Source organism: Paracoccaceae bacterium, assembly GCA_033344815.1.
Lineage (GTDB): Bacteria > Pseudomonadota > Alphaproteobacteria > Rhodobacterales > Rhodobacteraceae > Roseobacter.
In genome coordinates this window covers 3,077,096-3,101,175 of record JAWPMR010000001.1, presented here as the reverse complement: position 1 = coordinate 3,101,175, position 24,080 = coordinate 3,077,096, and the positions used below count along the sequence as shown (strand labels likewise).

Annotated in this window: 24 protein-coding genes and 1 pseudogene; 11 read left to right on the top strand and 14 right to left on the bottom strand. The window is 55.7% G+C overall.

The window, feature by feature from the left end:
* Positions 1-24: 24 nt before the first annotated feature.
* The 3 genes from R8G34_14350 to R8G34_14340 all read right to left on the bottom strand — a co-directional run bounded on the left by R8G34_14350 (position 25) and on the right by R8G34_14340 (position 5,482).
* The gene (locus R8G34_14350; protein MDW3224044.1) at positions 25-2,844 is read right to left on the bottom strand and encodes a DNA translocase FtsK 4TM domain-containing protein; all 2,820 of its coding nucleotides are present in this window, start codon (positions 2,842-2,844) and stop codon (positions 25-27) included.
* Positions 2,845-2,862: 18 nt separating this feature from the next.
* Positions 2,863-4,044 (bottom strand): aminotransferase class I/II-fold pyridoxal phosphate-dependent enzyme, encoded by a 1,182-nt coding sequence (locus R8G34_14345; GenBank protein ID MDW3224043.1) that lies wholly within the window; start codon positions 4,042-4,044, stop codon positions 2,863-2,865.
* Positions 4,045-4,153: 109 nt separating this feature from the next.
* Positions 4,154-5,482 carry an amidase family protein gene (locus R8G34_14340; GenBank protein MDW3224042.1) on the bottom strand — a complete coding sequence of 443 codons (1,329 nt, stop codon included), beginning with the start codon at positions 5,480-5,482 and terminating at the stop codon, positions 4,154-4,156.
* Positions 5,483-5,529: 47 nt separating this feature from the next.
* Here R8G34_14340 and R8G34_14335 point away from each other — a divergent pair, with 47 nt between their 5' ends.
* A complete protein-coding gene (locus tag R8G34_14335; GenBank protein MDW3224041.1) occupies positions 5,530-6,792 on the top strand; it encodes an FAD-dependent monooxygenase in 1,263 nt (420 codons plus the stop codon).
* Here the strand turns inward: R8G34_14335 and R8G34_14330 are convergent.
* The 5 genes from R8G34_14330 to R8G34_14310 form a co-directional block, all read right to left on the bottom strand.
* Entirely contained in the window at positions 6,789-6,974 is a 186-nt protein-coding gene (locus R8G34_14330; protein MDW3224040.1) for a Trm112 family protein, read from the bottom strand. The genes R8G34_14335 and R8G34_14330 overlap by 4 nt on opposite strands.
* A complete protein-coding gene (locus R8G34_14325; protein ID MDW3224039.1) occupies positions 6,971-7,615 on the bottom strand; it encodes an LON peptidase substrate-binding domain-containing protein in 645 nt (214 codons plus the stop codon). The genes R8G34_14330 and R8G34_14325 overlap by 4 nt, the downstream gene beginning before the upstream one ends.
* Before the next feature lie 27 nt (positions 7,616-7,642).
* Positions 7,643-8,560 carry a thioredoxin gene (gene trxA, locus R8G34_14320; protein MDW3224038.1) on the bottom strand — a complete coding sequence of 306 codons (918 nt, stop codon included), beginning with the start codon at positions 8,558-8,560 and terminating at the stop codon, positions 7,643-7,645.
* Positions 8,561-8,612: 52 nt separating this feature from the next.
* The gene (locus R8G34_14315) at positions 8,613-9,401 is read right to left on the bottom strand and encodes an exodeoxyribonuclease III (GenBank protein ID MDW3224037.1); all 789 of its coding nucleotides are present in this window, start codon (positions 9,399-9,401) and stop codon (positions 8,613-8,615) included.
* Positions 9,402-9,687: 286 nt separating this feature from the next.
* Complete coding sequence (locus tag R8G34_14310; GenBank protein MDW3224036.1) at positions 9,688-10,374, bottom strand: response regulator transcription factor; 687 nt, start codon at positions 10,372-10,374, stop codon at positions 9,688-9,690.
* A gap of 161 nt (positions 10,375-10,535) precedes the next feature.
* Between R8G34_14310 and ribA the strand changes: the two genes are divergently transcribed.
* Positions 10,536-11,624: a GTP cyclohydrolase II gene (gene ribA / locus R8G34_14305; GenBank protein MDW3224035.1), complete on the top strand. Its 1,089-nt coding sequence runs from the start codon at positions 10,536-10,538 to the stop codon at positions 11,622-11,624.
* Positions 11,621-12,118 carry a L,D-transpeptidase family protein gene (locus tag R8G34_14300; protein ID MDW3224034.1) on the top strand — a complete coding sequence of 166 codons (498 nt, stop codon included), beginning with the start codon at positions 11,621-11,623 and terminating at the stop codon, positions 12,116-12,118. Before ribA ends, R8G34_14300 begins: the two co-directional genes overlap by 4 nt.
* Before the next feature lie 19 nt (positions 12,119-12,137).
* On the opposite strand, the gene R8G34_14295 is transcribed toward R8G34_14300, so the two are convergent.
* Both R8G34_14295 and R8G34_14290 read right to left on the bottom strand, forming a co-directional pair.
* Complete coding sequence (locus R8G34_14295; protein MDW3224033.1) at positions 12,138-12,791, bottom strand: YggS family pyridoxal phosphate-dependent enzyme; 654 nt, start codon at positions 12,789-12,791, stop codon at positions 12,138-12,140.
* 102 nt (positions 12,792-12,893) lie between these two features.
* Positions 12,894-13,913, bottom strand: coding sequence for a porin (locus R8G34_14290; GenBank protein MDW3224032.1), 1,020 nt, complete (start codon positions 13,911-13,913; stop codon positions 12,894-12,896).
* Positions 13,914-14,198: 285 nt separating this feature from the next.
* Between R8G34_14290 and R8G34_14285 the strand changes: the two genes are divergently transcribed.
* The 4 genes from R8G34_14285 (at position 14,199) to R8G34_14270 (ending at position 18,799) form a co-directional block, all read left to right on the top strand.
* Complete coding sequence (locus tag R8G34_14285; GenBank protein ID MDW3224031.1) at positions 14,199-14,705, top strand: DUF3576 domain-containing protein; 507 nt, start codon at positions 14,199-14,201, stop codon at positions 14,703-14,705.
* Between the two features lie 83 nt (positions 14,706-14,788).
* Positions 14,789-17,335: a leucine--tRNA ligase gene (gene leuS, locus R8G34_14280; GenBank protein ID MDW3224030.1), complete on the top strand. Its 2,547-nt coding sequence runs from the start codon at positions 14,789-14,791 to the stop codon at positions 17,333-17,335.
* On the top strand, positions 17,322-17,801 hold the full coding sequence (lptE, locus tag R8G34_14275; GenBank protein ID MDW3224029.1) for an LPS assembly lipoprotein LptE: 480 nt from the start codon (positions 17,322-17,324) through the stop codon (positions 17,799-17,801). Before leuS ends, lptE begins: the two co-directional genes overlap by 14 nt.
* Complete coding sequence (locus R8G34_14270; GenBank protein ID MDW3224028.1) at positions 17,798-18,799, top strand: DNA polymerase III subunit delta; 1,002 nt, start codon at positions 17,798-17,800, stop codon at positions 18,797-18,799. The genes lptE and R8G34_14270 overlap by 4 nt, the downstream gene beginning before the upstream one ends.
* Before the next feature lie 3 nt (positions 18,800-18,802).
* Here the strand turns inward: R8G34_14270 and R8G34_14265 are convergent, their stop codons facing one another.
* The gene (locus tag R8G34_14265; protein ID MDW3224027.1) at positions 18,803-19,231 is read right to left on the bottom strand and encodes a GFA family protein; all 429 of its coding nucleotides are present in this window, start codon (positions 19,229-19,231) and stop codon (positions 18,803-18,805) included.
* Positions 19,232-19,365: 134 nt separating this feature from the next.
* Between R8G34_14265 and R8G34_14260 the strand changes: the two genes are divergently transcribed.
* Entirely contained in the window at positions 19,366-19,950 is a 585-nt protein-coding gene (locus R8G34_14260) for a glutathione S-transferase family protein (GenBank protein MDW3224026.1), read from the top strand.
* Here the strand turns inward: R8G34_14260 and R8G34_14255 are convergent.
* Together R8G34_14255 and R8G34_14250 are read right to left on the bottom strand one after the other, a co-directional pair.
* Positions 19,929-21,113 carry a TIGR03862 family flavoprotein gene (locus tag R8G34_14255; GenBank protein ID MDW3224025.1) on the bottom strand — a complete coding sequence of 395 codons (1,185 nt, stop codon included), beginning with the start codon at positions 21,111-21,113 and terminating at the stop codon, positions 19,929-19,931. The genes R8G34_14260 and R8G34_14255 overlap by 22 nt on opposite strands.
* On the bottom strand, positions 21,110-22,444 hold the full coding sequence (locus R8G34_14250) for a mechanosensitive ion channel (protein MDW3224024.1): 1,335 nt from the start codon (positions 22,442-22,444) through the stop codon (positions 21,110-21,112). Before R8G34_14250 ends, R8G34_14255 begins: the two co-directional genes overlap by 4 nt.
* A gap of 73 nt (positions 22,445-22,517) precedes the next feature.
* Between R8G34_14250 and R8G34_14245 the strand changes: the two genes are divergently transcribed.
* Positions 22,518-22,694, top strand: a complete 177-nt coding sequence (locus R8G34_14245; protein MDW3224023.1) for a hypothetical protein — start codon at positions 22,518-22,520, stop codon at positions 22,692-22,694.
* A gap of 97 nt (positions 22,695-22,791) precedes the next feature.
* Positions 22,792-23,187 (top strand): hypothetical protein, encoded by a 396-nt coding sequence (locus R8G34_14240; protein ID MDW3224022.1) that lies wholly within the window; start codon positions 22,792-22,794, stop codon positions 23,185-23,187.
* A 134-nt stretch (positions 23,188-23,321) separates the two neighbouring features.
* On the opposite strand, the gene R8G34_14235 is transcribed toward R8G34_14240, so the two are convergent.
* Positions 23,322-23,588: a DUF6471 domain-containing protein gene (locus R8G34_14235; GenBank protein MDW3224021.1), complete on the bottom strand. Its 267-nt coding sequence runs from the start codon at positions 23,586-23,588 to the stop codon at positions 23,322-23,324.
* 32 nt (positions 23,589-23,620) lie between these two features.
* On the opposite strand from R8G34_14235, the pseudogene R8G34_14230 reads away from it, so the two are divergent.
* Positions 23,621-24,040, top strand: a pseudogene (locus R8G34_14230) (transposase).
* Positions 24,041-24,080: the final 40 nt, after the last annotated feature.

The following is a 24,080-nucleotide window of genomic DNA, read 5'->3' as shown; positions in this document are numbered from 1 at the left end:
CGTTGAGCGTTGCAAGTGAGGTGGTCACCCTTGCTCTGGCACCAGAATTTCACGTTTCCCCACATGATTGGCCGGAGAGACAAGCCCCTGGTCTTCCATCTGCTCGACGAGTCGCGCCGCCTTATTATATCCGATCGCCAGTTTGCGCTGAATGTAGCTCGTAGAACATTTGCGGTCCTTGATGACGACCTGTACGGCGGTATCATAGAGCGCGTCCTCACCATCAGTGTTGCCGCCAAGACCAAGCACGAGGTCAATGTCGTTTTCCTTCTCATCTGAAGGGCCTTCAACAACGCCGGACACATAATCGGGTTCGCCATAGGCTTTGAGGTGATTGACGATTTCCTCGACCTCTTCATCAGACACAAAGGGGCCGTGACAACGGGTGATTTTTGCACCCCCGGCCATGTAAAGCATGTCGCCCATGCCGAGCAATTGCTCGGCTCCCATCTCACCCAGAATGGTGCGACTGTCGATTTTTGACGTGACCTGAAACGAAATACGCGTGGGGAAGTTCGCCTTGATTGTGCCGGTGATCACATCCACAGACGGGCGTTGCGTGGCCATAATCAGATGGATGCCAGACGCCCGCGCCATTTGTGCAAGACGCTGGATGCAAGCTTCGATTTCCTTGCCCGCCACCATCATAAGGTCGGCCATTTCGTCAACAATGACCACGATATAGGGCAATGCGACGGGTGTGTTTTCCTCCGTCTCGAAAACGGGCTCGCCGGTTTCCTCGTCAAATCCGGTCTGTACCGTGCGACTGAAAAGCTCTCCCTTGGACAGGGCTTCACGGACACGGCTATTGTACCCTTCGATATTTCGCACGCCCATTTTGGACATCTTGCGATAGCGCTCTTCCATCTCGCCAACGACCCATTTCAGGGCGACAACCGCCTTTTTTGGATCGGTTACAACGGGTGACAGTAAGTGTGGAATGCCGTCATAGACGCTCAGTTCCAGCATTTTCGGATCAATCATGATCATGCGGCATTCATCTGGCGTAAGCTTGTAAAGCAGAGACAGGATCATGGTGTTGATGGCCACGGATTTACCGGAACCGGTCGTTCCGGCGATCAGAAGGTGGGGCATTTTCGCAAGGTTGGCGACCATCGGATCGCCCCCGATGTCCTTGCCCAAAGCCAGCGGCAGGCGCATGTTGCTGTCACCGAAATCTCGCGCAGAGAGGATTTCGCGCAGCACCACTTTCTCGCGTGCCTCGTTGGGCAGCTCGATGCCAATGACCGAACGACCCGGCACCGTCGAAACACGCGCAGAAAGTGCGGCCATGGATCTTGCGATATCATCTGCGAGCCCGATAACGCGGGACGCTTTAAGACCCGGAGCAGGTTCCAATTCGTACATGGTGACGACCGGGCCGGGACGCACAGCGACGATTTCACCCTTCACACCGTAGTCATCCAGCACAGATTCGAGCATCCGTGCATTTTCTTCAAGCGCTTCGTCGCTCAAATGCAAGCGCGGGACTTCTACCGGATTTTCGAGCAAATTCAGCGGCGGTAACTCAAATCCAGGATGCGTGTCATCAAAGGACAAGGTGGGTTGAGCCTCTGCCTTTGCGCGCGTCGACGGCTGCACGGGTTTCCGGTTCAACTGCTGAACGACGCGACGCGGTTCCGCAGTTGGGATGACAGGTGCCGGAGCCTGTGGTGCTTCGACAAACGGCTCTACAATGTCGATCTCTTCGGGTGCGGGTGGAATCGCCGCCGCAGGTGCAGCAGTCAATGGCGGCTCAGCGCGCCCGGCACCGGCATCCAAAACCAGCGGATCCGGTCCACGCCCACGGCCTTTGGTCAAGGGTGCAGTCGCCGGGACCTGCACTGCTTTGCTGGTGCGGGCCCGTGATTTGATTACATCGGCAATACGCGCCTTGATACGCTCCTCGCCCGGGGCCTCATCGAAGTCATCAAAGGCATCATATTCAACAAGTTCAGGTTCGGGCATCACATCGGGCCGTTTGACCAGACCGGGCATTTTCGAGAAAAGCCCCAGTTTTGGCTCCGGCCGCACATCCTGAAAAGCAGGCGCGTTTTGCATCGGTGCCACTTCGGTATGAATGGTAGCCTCAGCGACGGCTTGTGCCTTGGCCTCCCGGGCGGCGCGGGCCTGTTCGCGTTTCTCGGCTTGTCTTGCAGAAAGATTTTGCGCGGTGCTCAGAGCGCCTTGCGCGCCGCGCCCAAGCAGCGCCATGATGGCGGCGTAAATCATCACCAGGCCCACCAGCAAAAAGCGACCAATGCGCATCAACTCGGCGCGGGTAAAACCGGTCACAAATGCACCAATCGCCAAAATACCGACCGCCATTAATACCGACATTACCTTTACAGTGACAGCCGACCCTATAGGCAAAAGCGTCAGCAATGCGCCCATGACCGTGTCTCCAAAGAGACCACCAAGACCAAAGCTGTGCGTATCCAGCCAATTACCGTCCGGCGTCAGTGTTGCGGCGTAAATCGAGCCAAGCGCGATGGCAATCGGCGCAAAAATCAAACGCCCCAACGCCCGTTCAGCGCCTTGATGCAAGGTAAATCGCGCACCCCACATCAGCAATACAATGCCGATCCCCCATGCGCCCCAGCCCACGATCATAAAGAGCGGCGCGGCCAGAGAGGCTCCTGTGCGCCCCAGCCAGTTCTGGACCGGCGCATCAGTTGAAACCATCCAGTTGGGATCATCTGGCGTATAAGAGGCGATCATGGCACAGGCCATAAACCCCAATGCAATCAGCACGAGACCCAAAAGTTCCTTGCCACGTTTTTCGACCGCTTGCGCCATGTTGCTGTCCAGCAATGGATCGCGACCTCGTGTTTGATATGCCATGCTCTGATCCCTCGTTAACTATTGCGGATAAAGGCAGTCGCGGATCAATTCGATCCCGCGTGCCGTTTCCGCTTTTGGGGCCACCATAGCGGCCCTGATGTATCCTTGACCGGGGTTCACCCCGTTCCAATCCTGCGCCAGATATCCGCCGGGCAGCACCTTTACACCGGTTTCTCGCCATAATTTCACCGCAGCCGCCTCGTCATTCTCGACGGGCAACCATAGGAAAAATCCGGCCTCCGGGCTGGCGTAGCCGGGCACATTGCCCAGCATCCGATCCGCAATGTCGTATTTTTCAACGTACATCGCGCGGTTTTCTATGACGTGCTGCTCATCATTCCAGACCGCCGCAGCCGCCGCCTGCAAGGGCAGCGGCAAAGGAGCGCCCGCAAAATTGCGAAGCTGCTTGATTTCAGTAATGTTGTCTGCGCCACTGGCAACAAAACCAGACCGCAATCCCGGCAGGTTTGACCGCTTGGACAGTGAATGAAAAATCACCACCCGGTTGAGGTCAACGCCCATTTCGCGGGCAACCTGCAACGCACCCGCGGGCGGGGTGTCACGGTAGATCTCAGAATAGCATTCATCTGCGAAGATTTTGAAATCAAACTTCTCGGCCAGGTTTATCAGATCCCGCCAGTATTCCCGGCTTGCTACTGCGCCTTGCGGGTTGGCCGGGGAACATATGAATGCCGCAGTCGTACGGTTCAACACTTCATCGGACAACCCGGCGAAATCGGGCAAATGCCCGTTTTCGATTGTCGCGGGCACCATGATCGGGTCGGCCGTGACAGACATCGCCGCAATCATGTAAACTTGATAAAACGGGTTTGGCATCAAGATTGCGGGGCGCGCGCCATTCTTGGTTTCGGGACACAGCGCCATGACCGCATTGTACAGCCCTTCGCGCGTGCCGTTCAGCGCCATAACCTGCGTATCCGGGTCAAGCGGCACGCCATAGCGCCGGTTCACAAAACCACTGATCGCCGTGCGCAATTCGGGTGAGCCTTCATTGGGCGGATAGCTGTTAAAACCGGCGGCGTTTTGCGCGATCAAATCCGTAACCCACGCTGGGAACTCATGTTTCGGCTCGCCGATGGTCATGTGAATGGCCGGACCACCGCCCTCGTGCACGTCCAAAAGAGCACGCAAACGTGGCCACGCATGTGCCGGAAGGTTCGAAAACCGCTCAGGATACACCATTAAAACTGCCTCAGATCGGGATCATTAGCGTCCCGTTTCTTTTAAACTACCTAAGGCAGGGGTCTGCGTCCACAAAAACGCGCCAGTTATTCGCGATTTGTGGCTTTTACGCCAGTGCGCTCTCTGCCGCAGCACCCAGACGCAACAGCGCGCCCTCGCAATTTGGCGGTGCCATTAACATGATACCGCAACTCGGCGTCCCCGTTGGAAGGCTCAGCGCGCACAATCCCATCAAGTTTCCGATCCGCGTATTGCGAAGAGCCAACAGGTTTTCGGTTATGTAATAGTCATGATCCGTGTTGAGACGTTCGAGATTTGGCGGCAGGATCGGCGCGGTTGGAAGGAGCACCGCATCATATTGCGCGGTAGCGCGACCATATGCCAAACGCGCCCCATCCAAGGTGGCCCAAGCTGCGACGTAGTCTGGTCCTGAATGATTTTTCCCCAAGCGGAAACGTTCCAGAATTTCATCATACATGGCATCTGGATTGGCTTCGATAGCATCACGCCACAACCCGTAAGCCTCTGAAGTATATAGGCACGTGCTTTGCGCCATTGCCGTTTCAACTTCAGGAACCTCGATGTGTTCGACATGAGCGCCTGCGTCTTTCAACTTCTCGACAGCATTCCCAAAAGCGGCCAGGGGTGCATCACGCACGTCTTGCAACGCCACGGTCTCAAGAACAGCAAACCGCTTGTTTGCCAGTGTCGCCCCGCGCAAATCAAATGGCGCGCGTCCCTCCATGGCCGCTGTGATCAGATTGGCGTCCTCGACAGATCGGCAAAGAGGACCCACGGTATCGAATTTCAACGCAAGCGGGACAACGCCTTCAAGGCTCAAGCGCCCAGCGGTTGTTTTCAGACCCACCAGATCATTCCATGCCGACGGAATACGCACAGACCCGCCTGTATCCGAGCCGATACCAACCGCCGACAGTCCGAATGCCACGGATGCCGCCGCCCCGGAGGACGACCCACCCGGCACCGCGCCAGCATCGTTGACGCAAGGCGGTGTGTTGGTGCTGGGATTGTAGCCGAGGCCCGAAAACGCCAACTCGCTCATATGGGTTTTGCCCAGACAGACCAACCCGGCAGCATTGGCATTTTTCAGCACCTGTGCATCATGATCAGGCACCCTGCCTTGCAAAAGTTTTGATCCCGCTTCTGTCCCGATGCCCGCCGTATCAAAGAGATCTTTCCAGCTGATCGGGACGCCATCCAGTTGTGACAACCGTTGCCCGGCAGAGGCACGCGCTGCGGATGCTGCAGCCTCGGCCAAAGCGCGATCAGGAGTCAGGCGTGCAAAAATTCGATCCTTTAAAGCATGCGCCTGAATCGCATCCAGATAGGTTTGCGCCAGCGCCACAGGGTCAATTTCGCCCATCCCAATCCCGCGCCCAAGATCGGCCGCTGTCATCTGCAACCATGCCTGCATGTTGTCGTCTCCCGATATTTTTGTGCAGGGTAGCGACGCAAGCGCGCATGGACAATCCCCCGACTCCGGCCGTAATTAGGTCTATGGATTTCGATTGCGACATCATCATTGTGGGCGGCGGCCTGAATGGCCCTGCTCTTGCCTTAGCGCTTGCCAGCGCAGGTCAATCCGTCACGCTCATTGACGTGTTGCCCCTTAAAACACGCAAGAATGCAGGGTTTGACGGACGTTCCTACGCGCTGGCTCTGACCTCCGCGCGCTTGATGCAGGCTTTGGACATTTGGGATGCAATAGAAGAGCACGCGCAACCCATGCTAGACATCAAAGTCAGCGATGGACATGCGGGTGAAGGGCCATCGCCATTCTTCATGCACTTCGATCACGCCGAAATCGAAGAAGGTCCGATGGGCTATATGGTTGAGGATCGTCACCTGCGTCCCGCGCTGCTGAATGCGGTAAAAAAGGTCAAGATGATCCGTCAGATCAATGAAGACCCCGTTGTCGCACAAAAGATCAATACGACGGGCGTGGTGGCCCATCTGGCTTCGGGTAAAACCATCCAAGGCAAACTGTTGGTGGGGTGCGACGGGCGCGGGTCCGGTACTGCGCAGCGGGCCGGTATTTCGCGGGTCGGATGGGGTTATGATCAGACGGCATTGGTTTGCGCCCTGAACCACGCCTTGCCACACAACGGTGTTGCACATCAGTTCTTTATGCCAGCGGGTCCGCTTGCGATCTTGCCGCTCAAAGGCAATCGGTCATCGATTGTCTGGAGCGAAACGACCGAGAACGCACAAAACATAAATACAATGAGTGATGCGGATTACCTCAATGTCCTGCGACCTCGTTTCGGCAGCTTTCTGGGTGACATCTCTTTGGCGGGTGCGCGTTTCACCTATCCCCTGTCCTTATCGCTGGCCAACAACCTTGTTGCGCGGCGCGTGGCATTGGTTGGTGATGCGGCACATGGCATCCACCCGATCGCAGGTCAGGGACTGAACGCAGGCATCCGCGATGTTGCGGCCCTCGCTGAGGTAATTGCAGACGCCACGCGGCGCGGCGAAGACATTGGTGCAGCAGCCGTTTTATCCCGGTATCAAACATGGCGCCGCTTCGACAATACCGCGCTGGCGTTAGCAACAGATACATTCAACCGTTTGTTTTCAAATGATAGTTCTATTCTGCGCGGTGTGCGCAATGTCGGTATGGGATTGCTGTCACGGATGCCGGGTCTGCGGCGCGGCTTTATCCGCGAGGCTGCTGGACTAACCGGGGATCTTCCAAGAATGCTGAGAGGGGAAAAGCTCTAATCGAGCACGCGCGCTTCGTCGACCAGCAGTATCGGAATCCCATTTCGGATCGGGTAAGCCAGATTGGCCGGCTGCGAAACAAGTTCCATGCGTGCACTGTCGTATTTCAAAGTCGCATGGCTGCGTGGGCAAATCAGCGCTTCCAGCATGCGGCGATCAAAAATGACTTCCGTATCGCTCACTGAATCATTTCGCTCTCGTTACCGCCCCTGAGTTGGTATTCAATCAACGTCACCAGCGTTTCACGCCGCGTTGACAGGGAAGGTGCTTCCAGCAATGCCTGCTTATCTTCGGGATCGAAATCCAACATCATGGACAGTGAATTGATCAACAACTCATCATCGGCCTCTTTCAACGTGTCCCAATCCGCTGACAACTGCTGCGCATCAAAATAGCGCTCCAACAGGTCAATGAACCCAGAGCGGACGAAAGCCGCATCCTTCTCATCAGGTCCAAGATCCCGATCAAACCCGTCCCATTTCACATCACACCGTCGATAGGGGGTGAACCCTTCTACTTCTCGCACCACCCGAAACCTCGAGATGCCGCCCAGAGTAATCAGGTAACGCCCGTCTTCAGTCTCGGAGAACTGAGTGATGCGGCCCGCACAGCCAATAGATTGCAACCCGTGACCCGCACGACCCGGCACCTCATTGGGTTGCACCATGCCAATCAGACGAGTTGAGGTCTTGAGCGCATCTTCGAACATCTGCAGGTAGCGGGGCTCAAAGAGGTGTAACGGTAACCGGGAGCGTGGCAACAGGAGCGCGCCGGACAACGGAAAAATAGCGATGGTATCGGGGAGCTCTGCGGCTTTTATCATGAAAGGGGACCTAGCCCGCGCAGCGCATCAGGCAAATATCATCGAGCTCAATTTTCGCCGCCCGTTTAACACAATCGGGTCGTTCGCCTTTAGCGCTTCGAAAATAGTGAACAACTGCGCCTTTGCCGCCCCGTCATTCCAGTCGCGATCGCGCCGGAACAGTTCCAACAACTCAGTCACTGCATTTTCGACATCCCCATTGGCATGCAGCGCCTGCGCCAGATCGAAACGCGCCTGCGGATCGTCGGGGTTGGCTTCCACGGCCGCGCGCAACTCATCCACCGGACCAGCGCCTTCGGCCTGTCGCGCCAGTTCCAGTTGCGCGTGAGCAGCTTCCAACTCCGGCGAGTTCGAAATTTCTGCGGGTGCCCCGTTCAGAATGGCTTCGGCCTGATCCAGTTCTCCCAGTGCGATGTGCGCACGCACCATGCCGCCATAGGCCGCTGCGTGGTTTGGATCTTCGCCGAGGATCGCTGCAAATGTCTGCGCGGCATCTGTCGCCGCGCCTTCCGCGAGCATCTCTTCAGCGGCTGACACCGCGTCGGCCAAAGCCTCTCCGGGAGCTTCACCGCCGCCCAGTTTCACGACACGATCGACGAATTCCTTGATCTCGGATTGCGGCACAGCACCTTGAAACCCATCCACAGGTTGGCCTTTGTGAAAGGCATAAACCGTTGGAATGGATTGAATTTGCAGTTGCCCGGCGATCATCTGGGCCTCATCCACATTGACCTTTACCATCTTGACCGCGCCCTTGGCGGCCCTCACGGCCTCCTCCAATTGAGGGCCCAGCGTTTTGCATGGCCCGCACCAGGGTGCCCAAAAGTCGACGATGATCGGAGTGGTCTGTGACGCCTCAACCACATCTGCCATGAAGCTTGCTTCACTGCTGTCTTTAATCAGATCATCCGCTGCGGGGGCAGCACTCAGGTTCAGGTCCATCATCTTGTCGTCCTTACGCTTGCGTCAGGGGTTATATGGGGGTCAGGCGGGCTTTTCAAAGGTCAAAGCTCGCAAATACGGGTGCGTGATCACTGGGTTTCTCCCATCCACGTGCAGATCGCAATACACGACTCGCGTGCGCAGCCTGTGAAATATCTCCACTGGCCCAAATATGGTCCAATCGGCGCCCCTTATCGGCACCATCCCAATCCTTGGCGCGGTAAGACCACCAGCTATACAGCCGCCCCTCTGGAATGTCTTGCCGGGTCACATCCACCCAACCGCCCGCCTCTTGCGTGTCGGTAAGATGCGCGACTTCGACCGGCGTATGGCTGACCACTTTCAATAGTTTTTTGTGATCCCATACGTCATCCTCACGCGGAGCGATGTTTAGATCGCCAACCAGAATGGATTTTTCAGGTCTGTTGTTGTGAAACCAATCCCGCATCTCTGTAAGATAGTCCAGCTTTTGGCCGAACTTTTCATTTACGGTCCGATCGGCAACATCTCCGCCGGCTGGCACATAAAAATTGTGAACGGTGATCCCGTTTTCCAGTTTTCCAGCGATATGACGGGCGTGCCCGAGAGCAGCGAAATCATGCGCTCCGGCTTCCTGCATTGGGATCTTGGAGAGGATGGCGACGCCGTTGTATCCTTTTTGACCGCGCGCTACGACGTGCTCATATCCTACCGCCGCAAAAGCCGCGAGTGGCATTTTGTCAACCGGGCTTTTGCATTCCTGCAGGCACAGGACATCGGGCCCCTCCTCGGACAATAACTTCAGCACGAGTGCTTCGCGCAAACGAACTGAATTAATGTTCCAGGTGGCAAGGGAGAAGGTCATGCGGGGAGCTCCGATTAAAAAATCTCATCACACCCTAACGTAGGTGGAATGGCTCCGCCACGTGTTTCAAGACCCACCAAGCGCCAATTTGATAACGGTGTCGGACCGTATCAGTTTTGGGAAGGGTACCCGGTAAAAAAAAGGACCGGGCACAAGGCCCGGCCAAGTCCAACAGGGAGGTGCACGTCAAACACCCGGACGTGCGCGGGATCTTTTACCGGGTAAGCAACGAAGCTATCCGATACAGTTAATATAGCGATAAAATGGTTAACAAAAACCAAACGCTTTAGGCCATAAGACGATAACCGCCTGATTCTGTCACTAAAAGACGCGCATTTGATGGATCTGGTTCAATTTTCTGGCGCAACCGGTAAATATGCGTTTCCAAGGTATGCGTCGTGACGCCAGCATTGTACCCCCATACTTCATGCAACAGAACATCCCGCGGAACCACACCGTCCGTAGATCTGTATAGAAATTTCAATATGTTAGTTTCTTTTTCAGTCAACCGAACTTTCTTTTCATCTTCCGTGATCAACATTTTCATGGAAGGTTTGAACGTGTAGTGGCCTAATTGGAACACCGCGTCCTCAGATTGTTCGTGTTGCCTTAATTGAGCGCGAATGCGCGCAAGCAGAACCGGAAACTTGAACGGTTTACTTACGTAATCGTTCGCGCCCGCATCCAAACCAAGAATTGTGTCGGCATCGCTATCGTGACCGGTCAGCATCAGAATCGGGCTTTTCACACCTTGTTTCCGCATCAAGCGACACAGTTCACGACCATCTGTATCGGGCAAACCCACGTCCAGAATTACCAGATCGTAGAGGGCTTCTTTTGCGCGGATCATTGCGTCCGCGCCATTGGCCGCTTCAAAAACGTCGAAGTCTTCGGTCATGATCAGCTGCTCGCTCAACGCTTCGCGCAGATCATCATCATCATCAACCAAGAGTATTTTTTTCAATTGTGCCATTAAACCTCTCCATTTCTTGCATTACAGATGTGTCCTCACTGCTATTCTGGCAAGCTTCGACCCATTTCTCTCACGCGCTCGTGTTACAACACCCGGCAAATGTTTCAATTCGAACGTATTTAGCCTAGATCACGCATGGATTATGCAGGCATTGTAACATCATGAGCATCAGACCAGACATCACCGAACTGCTCGCGCGCGCGCGATCGGACCTGCGTATGGGCGTTCCTGTCGTGCTGGACGGCCCGGGTCCTGTCCTGATTGCTGCCATTGAAACGCTCGACACAGACCGATTTTCATCTCTCTTGACACTTTCTGGCGACACCGTGCTGACGATAACGGCGCGCCGAGCGGAAACCCTGAAAGCACGGGTCTATGACAATGATCTGGCAAGAATAGTAATGGTGCCGGATGCAACACTGGCCTGGGCGGATAGCATAGCCGATCCGGCAGGTGATCTGATGGCACCCCTGAAAGGGCCACTTGCCTGTGCGCGCGGCGGAGATGTCGCTGCCCATCGCGCTGCCCTGTCGCTGTGCAAGACCGCCCGATTGTTGCCCGCCTGTCTGGTCACAGAAATTACCGATGCTCCGGTTTTCGCGCGCCAAAACGGCCTCACCCTGCTTCCCCTTGCCGAAATGCTACCGCACATGAGCGTGCGCAGCCCACTTGGCGAAGTTGTAAGTGCGAAATTGCCCCTCGAAGTATCAGAAGCCGGCCGTTTGCACATTTTTCGTCCCGAAGACGGCGGCGAAGAGCATTACGCCGTCGAGATTGGCAGGCCGGACCGCGCACACCCCGTTTTGACCCGCCTTCACTCGGCCTGCTTTACTGGCGATCTGATGGGCTCTTTGAAATGTGATTGCGGTCCACAACTGCGCGCAGCGCTTGGGCAAATGGGGCAAGAAGGGACAGGCATTCTGCTCTATATGAATCAGGAAGGGCGCGGTATTGGCCTGGCCAACAAGATGCGCGCCTACTCGCTTCAGGATCAGGGCTTTGACACGGTTGAGGCCAACCACCGCCTCGGCTTTGAGGATGACGAAAGAGACTTCCGGCTCGGCGCGGATATCTTGACCGCCTTGGGGTTTTCGGCTGTACGCCTGCTGACAAACAACCCCAAGAAAGTCGAGATGATGCAGTCGAGCGGGATTGAGGTCAGTGAACGGGTACCGCTCAAAGTCGGCGAAAACCATCATAACCGAGCGTATTTGGCCACAAAGGCCGCCAAATCAGGGCATCTCCTGTGACATCTGATGATCTGGTGCTCACGCCCATGGGTCTGCGATTTCAAGGGCGAAAGTATCCCTGTGCACTGGGGAAATCCGGGATCACACGAAACAAGCGTGAAGGGGATGGAGCAACACCAGTCGGAACACACCGCATTATCGGCATGCTCTACCGTCCTGACAGGATGGCCCGGCCAACTGACTGGGCGCGGCCAATTGGCCCGCTGGATTGTTGGTCCGACGATCCCTGCGATGAAGACTACAACATGATGGTCCGAGCACCCTATGAACCCACCCATGAAAAGCTGCGCCGCGCCGATCCCCTATATGATCTTGTGATCCTCACGGATTGGAATTGGCCTTATGCCGTGAAACAGCGCGGGTCCGCCATTTTCATCCACCAGCACCGCAGGCCGGGCTTCCCGACCGAAGGCTGCATTGCTCTTTCGCGCACTGATCTGCACAGAATTGCCAAAAAGATCACTTATCGGACACGGCTTTTCATTTCGGGATAGAGCGCCTGTGAGGTCGGCGTCAGGTCATCGTGCGTTCGCCAAAAATCGCTGAGCCGACCCGAATATGGGTTGCCCCCAACGCAATGGCTTTCTCAAAGTCACCGCTCATGCCCATGCTCAGACCTTCAAGCCCATTGCGCGCGGCGATTTTTGCCAGCAGCGCAAAATGCAAAGAGGCTTCCTCCTGCGCGGGTGGAATAGACATCAAGCCCAAGACAGGCAGGTCCATTTTCCGACATTCTTTCACAAAGGCATTAGCCTCTGTTGGTAATACGCCGGCCTTTTGAGGTTCTTCACCGGTGTTCACCTGAATGAAAAGCCCTGGGCATTGCCCCATCTCCTGTGCCAGCCGCGCAAAGGTCTTGGCCAGTTTGGGACGGTCCAGTGAATGGATATTCTGAAACAACTGAAAAGCCTGGCGCGCCTTGTTGGTCTGCAGCGGTCCGATAAGGTGCAGGTCGACTCCCTCGAAAGCGTCGCAAAAGTCAGGCCATTTGCCTGCGGCTTCCTGGACACGGTTTTCGCCAAAGCAGCGGTGACCCTGCTCCAAAACAGCTTTTACGCGATCATTGGGCTGGACTTTTGACACCGCGATGAGCTTGACCGAACCCGCGCTGCGACCGGCAGCGGTTTCAGCTTGTGCCACGCGATCTGAAATCTCTTGCAAACCCATTTCGAAACTCCGTCTTGTCATTGCGCTTAACGTAACGCCCCTGCGCAAATAAAAAGGGGCAGACCCGAAGGCCTGCCCCAAATTCACAGAGTTGCGTTCAACTTAGAAGTCGAAACGAACACCCAAGTCAGCAATTGTGTTGCCTTTTTCGTTGGAACCAACCATGCCGTCCAGACGTACACCACCACCGAGCGAGTGGCGGAAGCCCAAGCCGTATGACGTGTCGTTGGTTGCCGCGCCACCATCAGACACGGATGCCAGAATAGCAGTGGAGGCACCAACTGGGAAGGATGCAGATGCACCGAATACGGTGTCGGCATCGCCATCAAAGTCGGAGATCAGGAAGGAAACATCAGCAATGCCCAAGGAACCGTTTGCTGTGATGACCCAGAAGTCGTTGTCGGAAGCTGCGGTCGCATCGCCGACACCACCATTCAAGTTGGCTGTCTGCTCGAAGCTACCGTATGCCGCGCCAACAGTCCAACCGCTGAAGGAGTAAGACGCACCGATTTCATATGACTCGATGAAGTCTCCGCCGCGTGCTGGGCTGCCTTCGTTGGTGTCATGGTCATCTGTCCACGAACCCATGACTGCGAAGTCACCGACTTCGTACTTAACGCTGATGCCGTTGTTGCCTGCACCTGTGCTGGCAAATGCTGGAAGCGACACACCGCTGTTGGCGTACTGACCTGTTTGACCGATCAGGCCTGGCTCGAAGCCGAAGTAGTCTACGACTTCAGCCGCGTCTGTGACACCAGAGATGTTACCAACCTGTACACGCAGACCGCCGGAGGACGCCTGAAAACGTGGTCCGGAGAAGGAACCTGTGTTCGAGGTGTTGTCAGCGTTGTCATTCATCTCAACACGAGTGAATGCAGCAAAGCGGATGCCACCGTCTGTGGTTGTTGCCGCAGAGATGTTCAAACGGAAACGGCTTTCAAAGCGTGTTTCTTCCGCGCTGGTCGGGTTTGATACGTTGTCGGAAGTTTGGTCCGCCGTACGATCTTCTTCGTACAGGATACCAAAACGGCCGTAACCGCTGAAGTTGAAGTTTGCAATGTCAGCGCCTGCTACGCTGGCTGTTCCCACCAGTGCTGTAGTGGCAATGAGAAGTTTTTTCATGAACTTGTCCTCGGTTTCTATTCGTTGTCCAACGGGGGAATCCCTTTTGAACCTGAGCCGTGTTTGGCGCTTAACGGCCCCCTTTGGCAAGAACTTGGGCGAGAGAGAGGCGAGAGGCGGGCAAAATGGTGCAGCTTTGCCACACTCTTTTCGACCGGCTCGGCGATAATACCACCTGTTTAAAGTAAACGGCCACAACCCTGCGATGTAACGCGTGATATCGCCCTTGTCCCTGCTCCATCAGATGGACTAACGTGCAGCGCAAATGGTCCAGCAGGCAATCACATGACAACAGCAATTATCCCAAGGGTTTTCGGCGTGATCGCCATAACTGTCGCGCTCTATGGTTGCGGCTCAGGCACCAGCACACAGGGCGTCGCGCCGGTTGTCAGTTCTGCGGATGCGCGTGAATTGGACAACGTGGCCAATCGCGCTGCTGACGGTGCTGGTGCAACAACAATCTGGGACGCCTTTCGCAGCCGGAACAATGAAACCGTTGTCTCCGTCAACAAATACCTATGGTCGGCATCTTTGGAGGTTTTGAATTTCCTGCCGGTGCAGACAGTCGATCCATTTACAGGTGTCATCATCACAGGGTTTGGCACCCCGCCGGGTAGTGGCAGATCCTATCGCGCGACCGTTTTGATCAAAGATCCAGCACTTGACGCCCGTTCTTTGAACGTTTCGCTGCAAACCAGGGGCGGCCCGGCAGATGCCGCGACCGTGCGCGCCGTGGAAAACGCAATTCTGAGCCGGGCGCGGCAATTGCGTATTGCTGACAACAAGCTGTAAAGACCGTATCAAGAAGAAACTCCAGCGCCGGGGTCGTGACGTGAAGCGGCAAGCGGTGCGCTTACGTTAAGAAGGCCGCTGACATGACGCGTTACACCCCTGCAGAGATCGAAGCCCGTTGGCAAACGGTCTGGGAGCAGGACGAAGTTTTCAAAGCTGTTCGCTCAGCTGACAAGCCCAAATACTATGTGCTGGAAATGTTCCCCTATCCCTCGGGTCGTATCCATATGGGTCATGTGCGCAATTACACGATGGGCGATGTGATCGCGCGCTATAAACTGGCGACCGGTCATAATGTACTGCATCCGATGGGTTGGGATGCATTCGGCATGCCCGCGGAAAACGCCGCCATGGCGATTGGCGGGCACCCGAAGGACTGGACTTACGGCAATATCGCCGACATGCGCGATCAGATGAAGCCGCTGGGGCTGTCAATTGATTGGTCGCGCGAATTCGCCACTTGCGACCCGGAATACTATGGCCAGCAACAGGCGCTGTTTCTCGATTTCCTCAAGGCTGGGCTGGTGTATCGCAAGAACGCCATCGTGAACTGGGACCCGGTCGATATGACTGTGCTGGCCAATGAACAGGTCGAACAGGGGCGCGGCTGGCGCTCTGGTGCAATTGTGGAACGGCGCGAATTGACGCAATGGTTCTTTAAGATCAGCGACTATTCCGAAGAGCTGCTCGATGCCCTCGACACGCTTGAACACTGGCCCGCCAAGGTGCGTCTGATGCAGGAAAACTGGATCGGCAAGTCGCGCGGGCTTCAGTTCGCCTTCTCCACCATTGACGGACCCGAAGGTCACGACCGGATTGAAGTCTATACCACGCGGCCCGACACGCTTTTGGGTGCGTCCTTTGTGGGGATCTCACCGGACCATCCGCTGGCGAAGCTGTTGGAGCGCGACAACCCAGAGGTTGCCGCCTTTTGTGCGGAATGTCGCAAGGGCGGCACCACCGAAGAAGCCATCGAAACTGCGGAAAAGCTGGGGTATGACACCGGTATAAAGGTACGCCATCCGTTTGATACCGCACATGAATTGCCGGTGTATATCGCGAACTTTATTCTGATGGATTATGGCACGGGTGCGATCTTTGGCTGCCCCGGACATGATCAACGCGACTTTGAATTCGCAACGAAATATGAATTGCCCATCATTTCGACCTATTTGCCCTCTGAAGACGCGGCCGACGCGCTTGGCGAAGCCTATGTTCCCGCAAAAACCGAAAAGGTCTTTTACAATCGCGGTTTTGCGGGTGAAGCGCATCAAACTGGACTGGAAGCCATCGACGCAGCGATCGCCTTTTGTGAAGGGAACGGCATCGGTCAGGGCGTGACCAAATTCCGTCTGCGCGATTGGGGGCTGTCGCGCCAGCGCTATTGGGGTTGTCCGATTCCAGTCGTACACTGTGACGACTGCGGCGTGGTGCCTGAGAAAAAAGAGAACCTGCCCATCGAGCTGCCTTATGATGTCAGTTTCGACACGCCGGGCAATCCTTTGGACCGCCATCCGACATGGCGCGACACGCCTTGCCCCTCTTGCGGCAAACCCGCCAAGCGCGAAACCGACACGATGGACACCTTCGTGGACAGTTCGTGGTACTTCGCGCGTTTCACTGCGCCGGATGCTAAAACGCCTACCGTTATGGAAGACGCCGACTATTGGATGAACGTCGATCAATACATCGGCGGGGTGGAGCACGCGATCCTGCATCTGCTTTATTCACGCTTCTTTGCGCGGGCGATGCAGATCACAGGTCATTTGCCGGAAAGTGCAATCGAACCGTTCGACGCGCTGTTCACCCAAGGCATGGTGACGCATGAGATTTATCAGACTCGCGATGAAACCGCGCGTCCCATCTATCACCTGCCCGAAGACGTGACTGACGGTAAATTGGCTGATGGGACCGCGGTGGAGATCATCCCATCCGCCAAGATGTCAAAGTCCAAGAAAAACGTTGTGGACCCAATCAGCATCATCTCCGCTTATGGCGCAGATACTGCACGTTGGTTTGTGCTGAGCGACAGTCCGCCCGAACGCGATGTGGAATGGACGGCAAGCGGGGCAGAAGCGGCCTATAAGCACCTCGGGCGTGTCTGGAACCTGTGCGATCGCATCGCAGAGATGGACAAAACCACCCAAGGTGCGGGCGATGCGGATCTACTGCGCGCAATGCACCTGTGCATCCATGACGTGACGATGGGGATCGAGAGCTTTGGCTTTAACGCGGCTATCGCGAAACTCTATGCCTTCACGGCCACGTTGCAAAAATCCAAAGGCGGATATGCCGCGCAACGCGAAGCCGTGATGACGCTGGCGCAATTGATGTCGCCGATGACGCCGCATCTGTCCGAAGACATCTGGTCGCATCAAGGCGGCGAGGGTCTGGTCACCACCGCTCCGTGGCCCAAGGCGGATGAGAAAATGCTGGTTTCTGATACCGTGACTTTGCCGATTCAGGTGAACGGAAAACGCCGTTCAGAAATCACCGTTCCGGCAGAATTGCCCAAAGAAGAGGTTGAAAAGCTGGCGATGGCAGATCAGGCTGTCAAGCGAAGCCTCGACGGTGCAACGCCTAAAAAGGTCATCGTCGTTCCTGGACGGATCATAAATGTCGTTGTTTAGCAGAAACATCCTTTTTGTGGTGCCCCTGATGCTGGCGGCCTGTGGTTTTACCCCGGTTTATGCACCGGGCGGCACCGGCGCGCAGTTTCAAAACAATATTTCGGTACAGGCCCCGACAACGCGTGATGGATTTTTACTGACGCAGCGGCTGGAGCAGCGTCTCGGTCGGGCCGCGAACGCTCCCTACACCCTAAATTATACGGTGCGTTCAAGTGCAGCGAACCTGGCTGTAGATACCGAGGGCAGCGTCACACGCTTCAATCTGATCGGTGTCGCCAATTATTCATTGATCGAAACCAGCACTGGACGGGTCGTTGCCTCAAATTCCGTGGATAATTTTACCGGCTATTCCGCTGCAGGCACCACCGTTGCGACGCTGGCGGCAGAGCGAGATGCACAACAACGGCTGATGGTCATGCTGGCGGATCAGATTGTAACGCGGGTTTTGAGCCTGGATTTGCAATGAAGCTCTCGCCGCGTGACGCCAACGCCTATTTTGCAAAACCCGATACCACCAAAACCGGACTTCTGATCTATGGCACCGATGCAATGCGCGTGGCTTTGAAACGGCAACAGGTATTGGCGGCATTGTTGGGTGACGGAGCGGAAGAGGAAATGCGTCTGACCCGCATGGGCGGAGGGGATATTCGCAAAGACCCGGCGCTGTTGATGGATGCCGTCAAAGCCATCGGGTTTTTTCCCGGCGCCCGCGCTGTCTTTGTCGAAGAGGCCAACGAGAACTCTGCGGCGGCTATTCTAGCGGCACTTGATGCGTGGCAATCCGGGGATGCCCAGATTATCGTGACCGCCGGGCCGCTCAAACCGACATCAAAACTGCGCAAGGGCTTTGAAGCACATCCGCTGGCCTATGCCGCCGCGATCTATGACAACCCACCAACCAGAGACGAAATTGAAGCCGCCTTGCGCGATGCCGGTCTTGGTCAGGTATCTGGCGACGTGATGGGCGCTCTCAATGATCTTGCGCAGGCGATAGATCCCGGCGATTTCCGTCAAACGGTCGAGAAACTGGCGCTGTTCAAACTGGGCGATTCGACACCGCTGTCGTTGGAAGATGTCGCCGCTTGTGCCCCAACCTCGACCGAGGCAGATGTCGACGATGTTCTGATGGTTGTGGCGGATGCGCGCGCGCATGATATTGGCCCTGTCATGCAAAAACTGGTGGCACAGGGTGCGACACCCGTTGGATTATGCATCGGAGCGATGCGCCATTTTCGCGCGCTGCACCGCGCCGCGTGCGATACTTCCGGCAGGCCTACGATCTTTGGTCCGAACCGCGACCGCATGCTGGCGCAATCGCGGCGATGGGGTGCTGCCAAACTGGAGACGGCGATCACGTTGTTGACGGATACTGACCTGCAACTGCGATCCGCAGGGCAACACGCGCCCGGTATGGCCCTGGTCGAACGCGCTTTTATCCGTCTGGCCATGCTGGGCAGTCGTTAATAGTTACTCAGGCGGCGCGAACAATGCCATCACCTCTTCGGTGTTCATCTGATGGGTCTTTTCGGCGAAACTATATCCGCCCGGTTTTTCATCGATGAACAACTCACCGGTCAACGGGACATCCCCCAGATCATTCAACGTCCCGACGCCAAAATGATAGGTGCCTTCATGTGGGCCCGGCGCTGTGACGCGATAGTAGACACTGCTGCCACAGGTTTTACAAAACGCCCGTTCCGCCCACGGGGAAGAAGAATAAATATTGAGGTTCTCCGCTCCGCTGATCTTGACGGTGTCGGCGGGGACTTCCAGTCCCAGGAAAATACCACCGCTCCATTTACGGCACATGTTGCAATGACAAGCACCAATTTCTTTGGGATCGTTGGCAAGCGAGTAGGTTACCGCGCCACACAGGCAGCTTCCGTCTTTTGACATGATACGTCTCCCTTTCCCGTCAAACTCTCCCTTGAAAAAGTGTCAGAATCTACTGACAAATTGTGTCACCAGATTGTCGGCGCGATACAAGCATGTCACTTTCACGAAACCCTACGCCCACAAAGGACGCCGCAATGTACAAAGTGATCGGAACAACCAAGTCTCGCGCCTTTCGCGTTTTGTGGACCTTACAGGAAATCGGCGCACCATATGAGCAGATCGCCGCCGCCCCAAGGTCCGAAGAGGCAATGCAATTCAACCCTTTGGGTAAAATCCCCGCGCTGGTTGATGGCGATGACGTGCTGACGGATTCGGTGGCAATCATGACCTATCTGGCGGACAAGCACGGCAAACTGACTGCTCCGGCAGGCACCGTTGCCCGCGCCAGACAGGATGCCATGACCTTTTGGCTGATTGATGAGATGGATGCGATCCTCTGGGCGGCGGCCAAACACAGTTTCGTGCTGCCCGAACATCTGCGCGTGCCTGCTGCCAAGGAAGCGTTGAAGTTTGAGTTCGAAAAATCAGCAGCACATTTGTCGGAACGTCTGGAAGGTCCGTTCTTGATGGGGGATGGGATTACCCTGCCGGATATTCTGGCCTGCCATTGTTTGAACTGGGCCATTGGCGCGAAGTTCCCGCGCACGGACGATAAACTGTTTCAATATGCCAAGGCGCTGCGTGAACGCCCCGCGTTTCAAGCCGCCTCTGAGGCATAATCAGCCGCGGCCCGCCCGGCCCATCGCCCTGTCGCAAGGCAGCCGGTGATCAGATAGCCGCCCGTCGGGGCTTCCCAGTCGATCATTTCACCTGCGCAAAAGACGCCCGGTACAGCTTTGAGCATCAGATCCGGCGTCAGCGCGTCGAAAGCCACACCGCCTGCAACCGATATCGCCTGATCCATGGGGCGCAAACCATCGTGATCCAACGGCAGGGTTTTGAGCAGTTTTGCCAATGACGCCGGATCATCGGGCAAAGGGCGGACACATTCCAAAGCCAGCGCGATTTTAGTGGGATCCAGTTTGAGTGTTTTTCGCAGATGATTGGAAAGGCTGGCTTTGCCGCGTGGTCGGGCGAAACGATTTGCCACCGCGTCCTCTAATAGATCAGGCAACAGATCGACATAAAGCGGATGATTTTGACGCACTGCGCGGCTGACCTCATAAAGGCCGCCGCCTTCCAGCCCGGATTGACTAATCACAGCCTCGCCGCGTGACGCCATCGGCCCGCAGCGAAAGCGCACCCCTTTGAGAGCCTGGCCCCTGTGCGCCAACATATGGGATGACCAAGCGATACAGAGCCCGACATTCGCGGGTTCAAACTGGGAAAGCGCAACGCCCCGCGCCGCCAAATGCTCAGCCCATGCACCATCGGATCCCAGGCGCGCCCAACTTGCACCACCCAACGCCAGAACCACTACATCCGAATGCATTGCTTCGCGGCCCTGCGGACCCTCAAACACAACGTCAGAGCCTTGCCATCCCTGCCACCGCATGTTGGTGCGCAAGACCACACCCGCATCGCCCAACCTGCCCAGCCAAGCGCGCAACAGCGGCGAGGCCTTCATCGCTCTTGGAAACACGCGCCCGGTGGAGCCAGTGAACACCTCCTGCCCTAAACCCCGCGCCCACTCCTGAACGGCAACAGCGTCAAATCCCTCCAAAACAGGACGCAACCGGTCAGCGGCTTCGTAATAGTGCGGCAATGTCGACGCGATGGGTTCATCCTTGGCCAGGTTCAGACCCGACTTGCCCGCCATCAGAAACTTGCGACCAACGGAAGGTTTCGCTTCGCAAATCGTCACGCGCAAACCACGTGCGGCCAGTTCTTCTGCTGCCATCAACCCGGCAGGACCTGCGCCAATCACAAGCGCGTGCTTCACGCATCCACCTGCGGCAGCGCCCCTTTGAATTCCACAACGCGGTGTGGGTAGGGAATTTCGATGCCATTTTCCCTGAGCGCATTCCAAACCAGAAACAGCACATCAGAGGTGTATTTATTCGGCCCGTCATCCAGCCCGTTGACCCAAAACTCGACGGCAAAATCGATACCGCTGTCGCCAAATCCGCGCAGTTCGCAATCCGGCGGATAGGGGGCATCCAGCACGTCCGGATGTTTGGCAACCGCCGCTTCAATGATCGGCGGGACCAGATTGATGTCCGTGTCATAGCTCACAGAAAAAGGCGCCTCATAGCGATTGGCAGATCCGGAATCAGAATAGTTGATCACCCGCGTTGTGATAAAATCCTCATTGGGCACGACAATCCACCGGCCATCAAAGGTCTCCAGCACAGCGGCACGCGCGGTCATCTTGACGATCTGTCCCGATTCACCTCCATCCAACTCGACGTAATCGCCGACTGTTGCCTGCCCTTCGATCAGCAGGATCACGCCAGAGATAAAATTTGATGCAATCTTTTGCAGACCAAACCCAAGGCCGACGCCGATAGCGCCCCCGATCACCGCCAAAGCGCTGAGATTGATGCCCATGATGTTGAGCAACAACAGAAACGCGATCCCAAAGATGGAGAATTCAATTGCCTTGGAGGTCAGTTGTCGCAGAGAGGGGCGCATCTCTTTCTGGTTTTCGATGAACTGCGTAGTCTGTCGATTGGACCATCCGCCGAGCCAGAACAGGATACCGCCCGCAATCACGCCCCGGATCAGCGCCATGACCGAGAAAGAGATGTTTCCAAGCGAAATTGTCATCTCGCTCAGTTTGAGCATCAAGGGATCCAGGATGCCGAACATGTAAAGCGCGGCAACTGGCACGAGGGCGTAGCGCCCCAGCAGTTTCAGGAATGGATCGGCAATGACATCGCGCACCAGGATGCGCACGGCCAGAAACAGGAACACCCGTTTGCCGAAAGCGATGACCGCACCGCTGTCAAACACGGACCGCACAACGCTTTCACCGATCGCCGTGAACAGATAGGCCAGCAGGGGCAACAACAAGGGCAAGGCCAACAATGAGGTCCGGCGCGCGCGTGCAATTATTGTTTCCACGCCCTCAGCAGGGGTCAGGATGCGCGTCAAAAATCCGCGCAGACGCCGCGCCACCACAATAGCCAACAGATAGGCCAGAACCAGCAGGGCGAATTGAGACCAGGCAGCAGGGCTTAATGCCCATGACTTTGCGAGGTCCCATGCCAAAATAGCATATTCAGCACCACGTTGTACGATCTCTGGCTGGGCGGACAGGTCAAACTCCACGGGCACCCCCTCTTTTCATCTCGCAACCCTATCCTAGACTCTTGCCTGCGCACGCACCATGGAGCAAGCCCGGATGTCTGACCCGATTTGTCCCCTGTGTGATCGGCCCATCCCGCCTGACATCAAACAGAGCCTCTATTATCTGATCCTCAGGCTGAAGGGTGGCAAAAACGGACCGACGCTGCTCTTGCACCGCATTTGGGGCTTTAAGTATCAAACGCACCAAGCTGCGGCGGGGTGTGACCGGTGATTAGGGCTCCATGCCGCCCTAGACGTATGAGAGAGACGTCTTCATGTCAGTATTGCGAACCATTGCACTCATTTGTTTCGTTGGCCCGTGTTCGGCAATGCTATTTGGACCGTTTTATGCGAAGTTTTTCGACTACATTCAGTGGAACACCGAAGACTATGTGTTTCCGCTCGTGACTTGGGTTGCGGAAAACACATCTATTCTTTTGGGTCCAATTTGTGCTGGTGGTGGATTTTGGCTGCACTATTTTGCGCAAAAGTACTTAAAAACTCTGCCAGAAGGTGAAAGTGAAATCGCCGTGAGTGGGGGCTTACATTCTCGCTTAAAGACACTCTTGGACTCGGCAAGTGGAAAGCTCCGTCGAACAGAAAGCAAGAATGTTGCCAGATTTTTCTGCACTGGCGGCAAGCAGGGGGATTTTTGTTTTTGGCCTTCGAGAAGCCAATCGGGAGAGAAGTTGTTTCTTTACACCACAACGATGGAGAGAAGTTGATTTTTGAAGTGATAGACAAACTAACACGTCGTTGGCCATCAAACTTAAGAGCAAGCTCAATACATCCGGCTTTCTCTTTGAGTGTGGTAACGACGTCGATCTTATGCGGCCCACTATGGGCCTAGATCACTTACCTAAAAAGCATCTAGCGCCTGAAAAGGAAAAGCAGCGCTAAACTTGCTACGCGACAGCTTATTGCGGATGCTCACTTTTTTTTCGCAGATCAACCTTGCCAAATTTGCATAAGTGACGCCTGTGCGTTTTAGCTCTGCCTTTAGCAGGTTCGCCGCCTTGCTTTCCCAGTCGTTTTGCTCGGGCATGCATCGCCTATGTAAATTGTAACCCGTCACGGCTTTTGAGACAGACAGCATTTTTTTGTTAAAGGAGAGTCTTTCGCTCATCATCCTTGAAAGGACACGAGATGAGAACGAAGACGGGCAAGCGCCGCATTGTAATCAGCCTGATTGAGCATCAAGGCAGCACCTTGCCTTTCGTTGGTCAATCTGAGGCAGATCGTATTGCACTACTGGCTAGAGAGAACGTATCACGCCTGTCCACTATGTCGGCCAATGACGCCAGCCATTGGGATGAATTGCACTTGGGTTACCATGTTGACCGGGCGAACCACTCGGAGAATTACTCAAACCACAGCTAGCTCACCAAAATCGTTGAGCCATTCTTCAGTCGCTTACGCAGTGTGGTACTGGGCCCGCACCACCACGTTAGCCTGCAGCACCTTTATCAGTATGCGAACCGCGCTGCATGGCTGGAGGACAACCGCCGCACGGATAATGGCAAAGTGGCGAAGATCGTGGTCAGCAACTCAATGGCTGCGCCTGTATCGCGCCAGTAGAAAGGTTACTGGCATCGGCCGGTTTAAGAAACCTGTTTTG

Bases quoted from the DNA above. Each gene is read 5' to 3' on its own strand.
- R8G34_14310 (MDW3224036.1), bottom strand. From the start codon at position 10,374: ATGGCACAATTGAAAAAAATACTCTTGGTTGATGATGATGATGATCTG.
- leuS (MDW3224030.1), top strand. From the start codon at position 14,789: ATGACGCGTTACACCCCTGCAGAGATCGAAGCCCGTTGGCAAACGGTC.
- ribA (MDW3224035.1), top strand. From the start codon at position 10,536: ATGAGCATCAGACCAGACATCACCGAACTGCTCGCGCGCGCGCGATCG.
- R8G34_14245 (MDW3224023.1), top strand. From the start codon at position 22,518: ATGTCTGACCCGATTTGTCCCCTGTGTGATCGGCCCATCCCGCCTGAC.
- R8G34_14340 (MDW3224042.1), bottom strand. From the start codon at position 5,482: ATGCAGGCATGGTTGCAGATGACAGCGGCCGATCTTGGGCGCGGGATT.
- R8G34_14325 (MDW3224039.1), bottom strand. From the start codon at position 7,615: ATGATAAAAGCCGCAGAGCTCCCCGATACCATCGCTATTTTTCCGTTG.
- R8G34_14290 (MDW3224032.1), bottom strand. From the start codon at position 13,913: ATGAAAAAACTTCTCATTGCCACTACAGCACTGGTGGGAACAGCCAGC.
- R8G34_14350 (MDW3224044.1), bottom strand. From the start codon at position 2,844: ATGGCATATCAAACACGAGGTCGCGATCCATTGCTGGACAGCAACATG.
- R8G34_14335 (MDW3224041.1), top strand. From the start codon at position 5,530: ATGGACAATCCCCCGACTCCGGCCGTAATTAGGTCTATGGATTTCGAT.
- R8G34_14270 (MDW3224028.1), top strand. From the start codon at position 17,798: ATGAAGCTCTCGCCGCGTGACGCCAACGCCTATTTTGCAAAACCCGAT.
- trxA (MDW3224038.1), bottom strand. From the start codon at position 8,560: ATGATGGACCTGAACCTGAGTGCTGCCCCCGCAGCGGATGATCTGATT.
- R8G34_14285 (MDW3224031.1), top strand. From the start codon at position 14,199: ATGACAACAGCAATTATCCCAAGGGTTTTCGGCGTGATCGCCATAACT.
- R8G34_14295 (MDW3224033.1), bottom strand. From the start codon at position 12,791: ATGGGTTTGCAAGAGATTTCAGATCGCGTGGCACAAGCTGAAACCGCT.
- R8G34_14235 (MDW3224021.1), bottom strand. From the start codon at position 23,588: ATGAGCGAAAGACTCTCCTTTAACAAAAAAATGCTGTCTGTCTCAAAA.
- R8G34_14315 (MDW3224037.1), bottom strand. From the start codon at position 9,401: ATGACCTTCTCCCTTGCCACCTGGAACATTAATTCAGTTCGTTTGCGC.
- R8G34_14260 (MDW3224026.1), top strand. From the start codon at position 19,366: ATGTACAAAGTGATCGGAACAACCAAGTCTCGCGCCTTTCGCGTTTTG.
- R8G34_14240 (MDW3224022.1), top strand. From the start codon at position 22,792: ATGCTATTTGGACCGTTTTATGCGAAGTTTTTCGACTACATTCAGTGG.
- R8G34_14265 (MDW3224027.1), bottom strand. From the start codon at position 19,231: ATGTCAAAAGACGGAAGCTGCCTGTGTGGCGCGGTAACCTACTCGCTT.
- lptE (MDW3224029.1), top strand. From the start codon at position 17,322: ATGTCGTTGTTTAGCAGAAACATCCTTTTTGTGGTGCCCCTGATGCTG.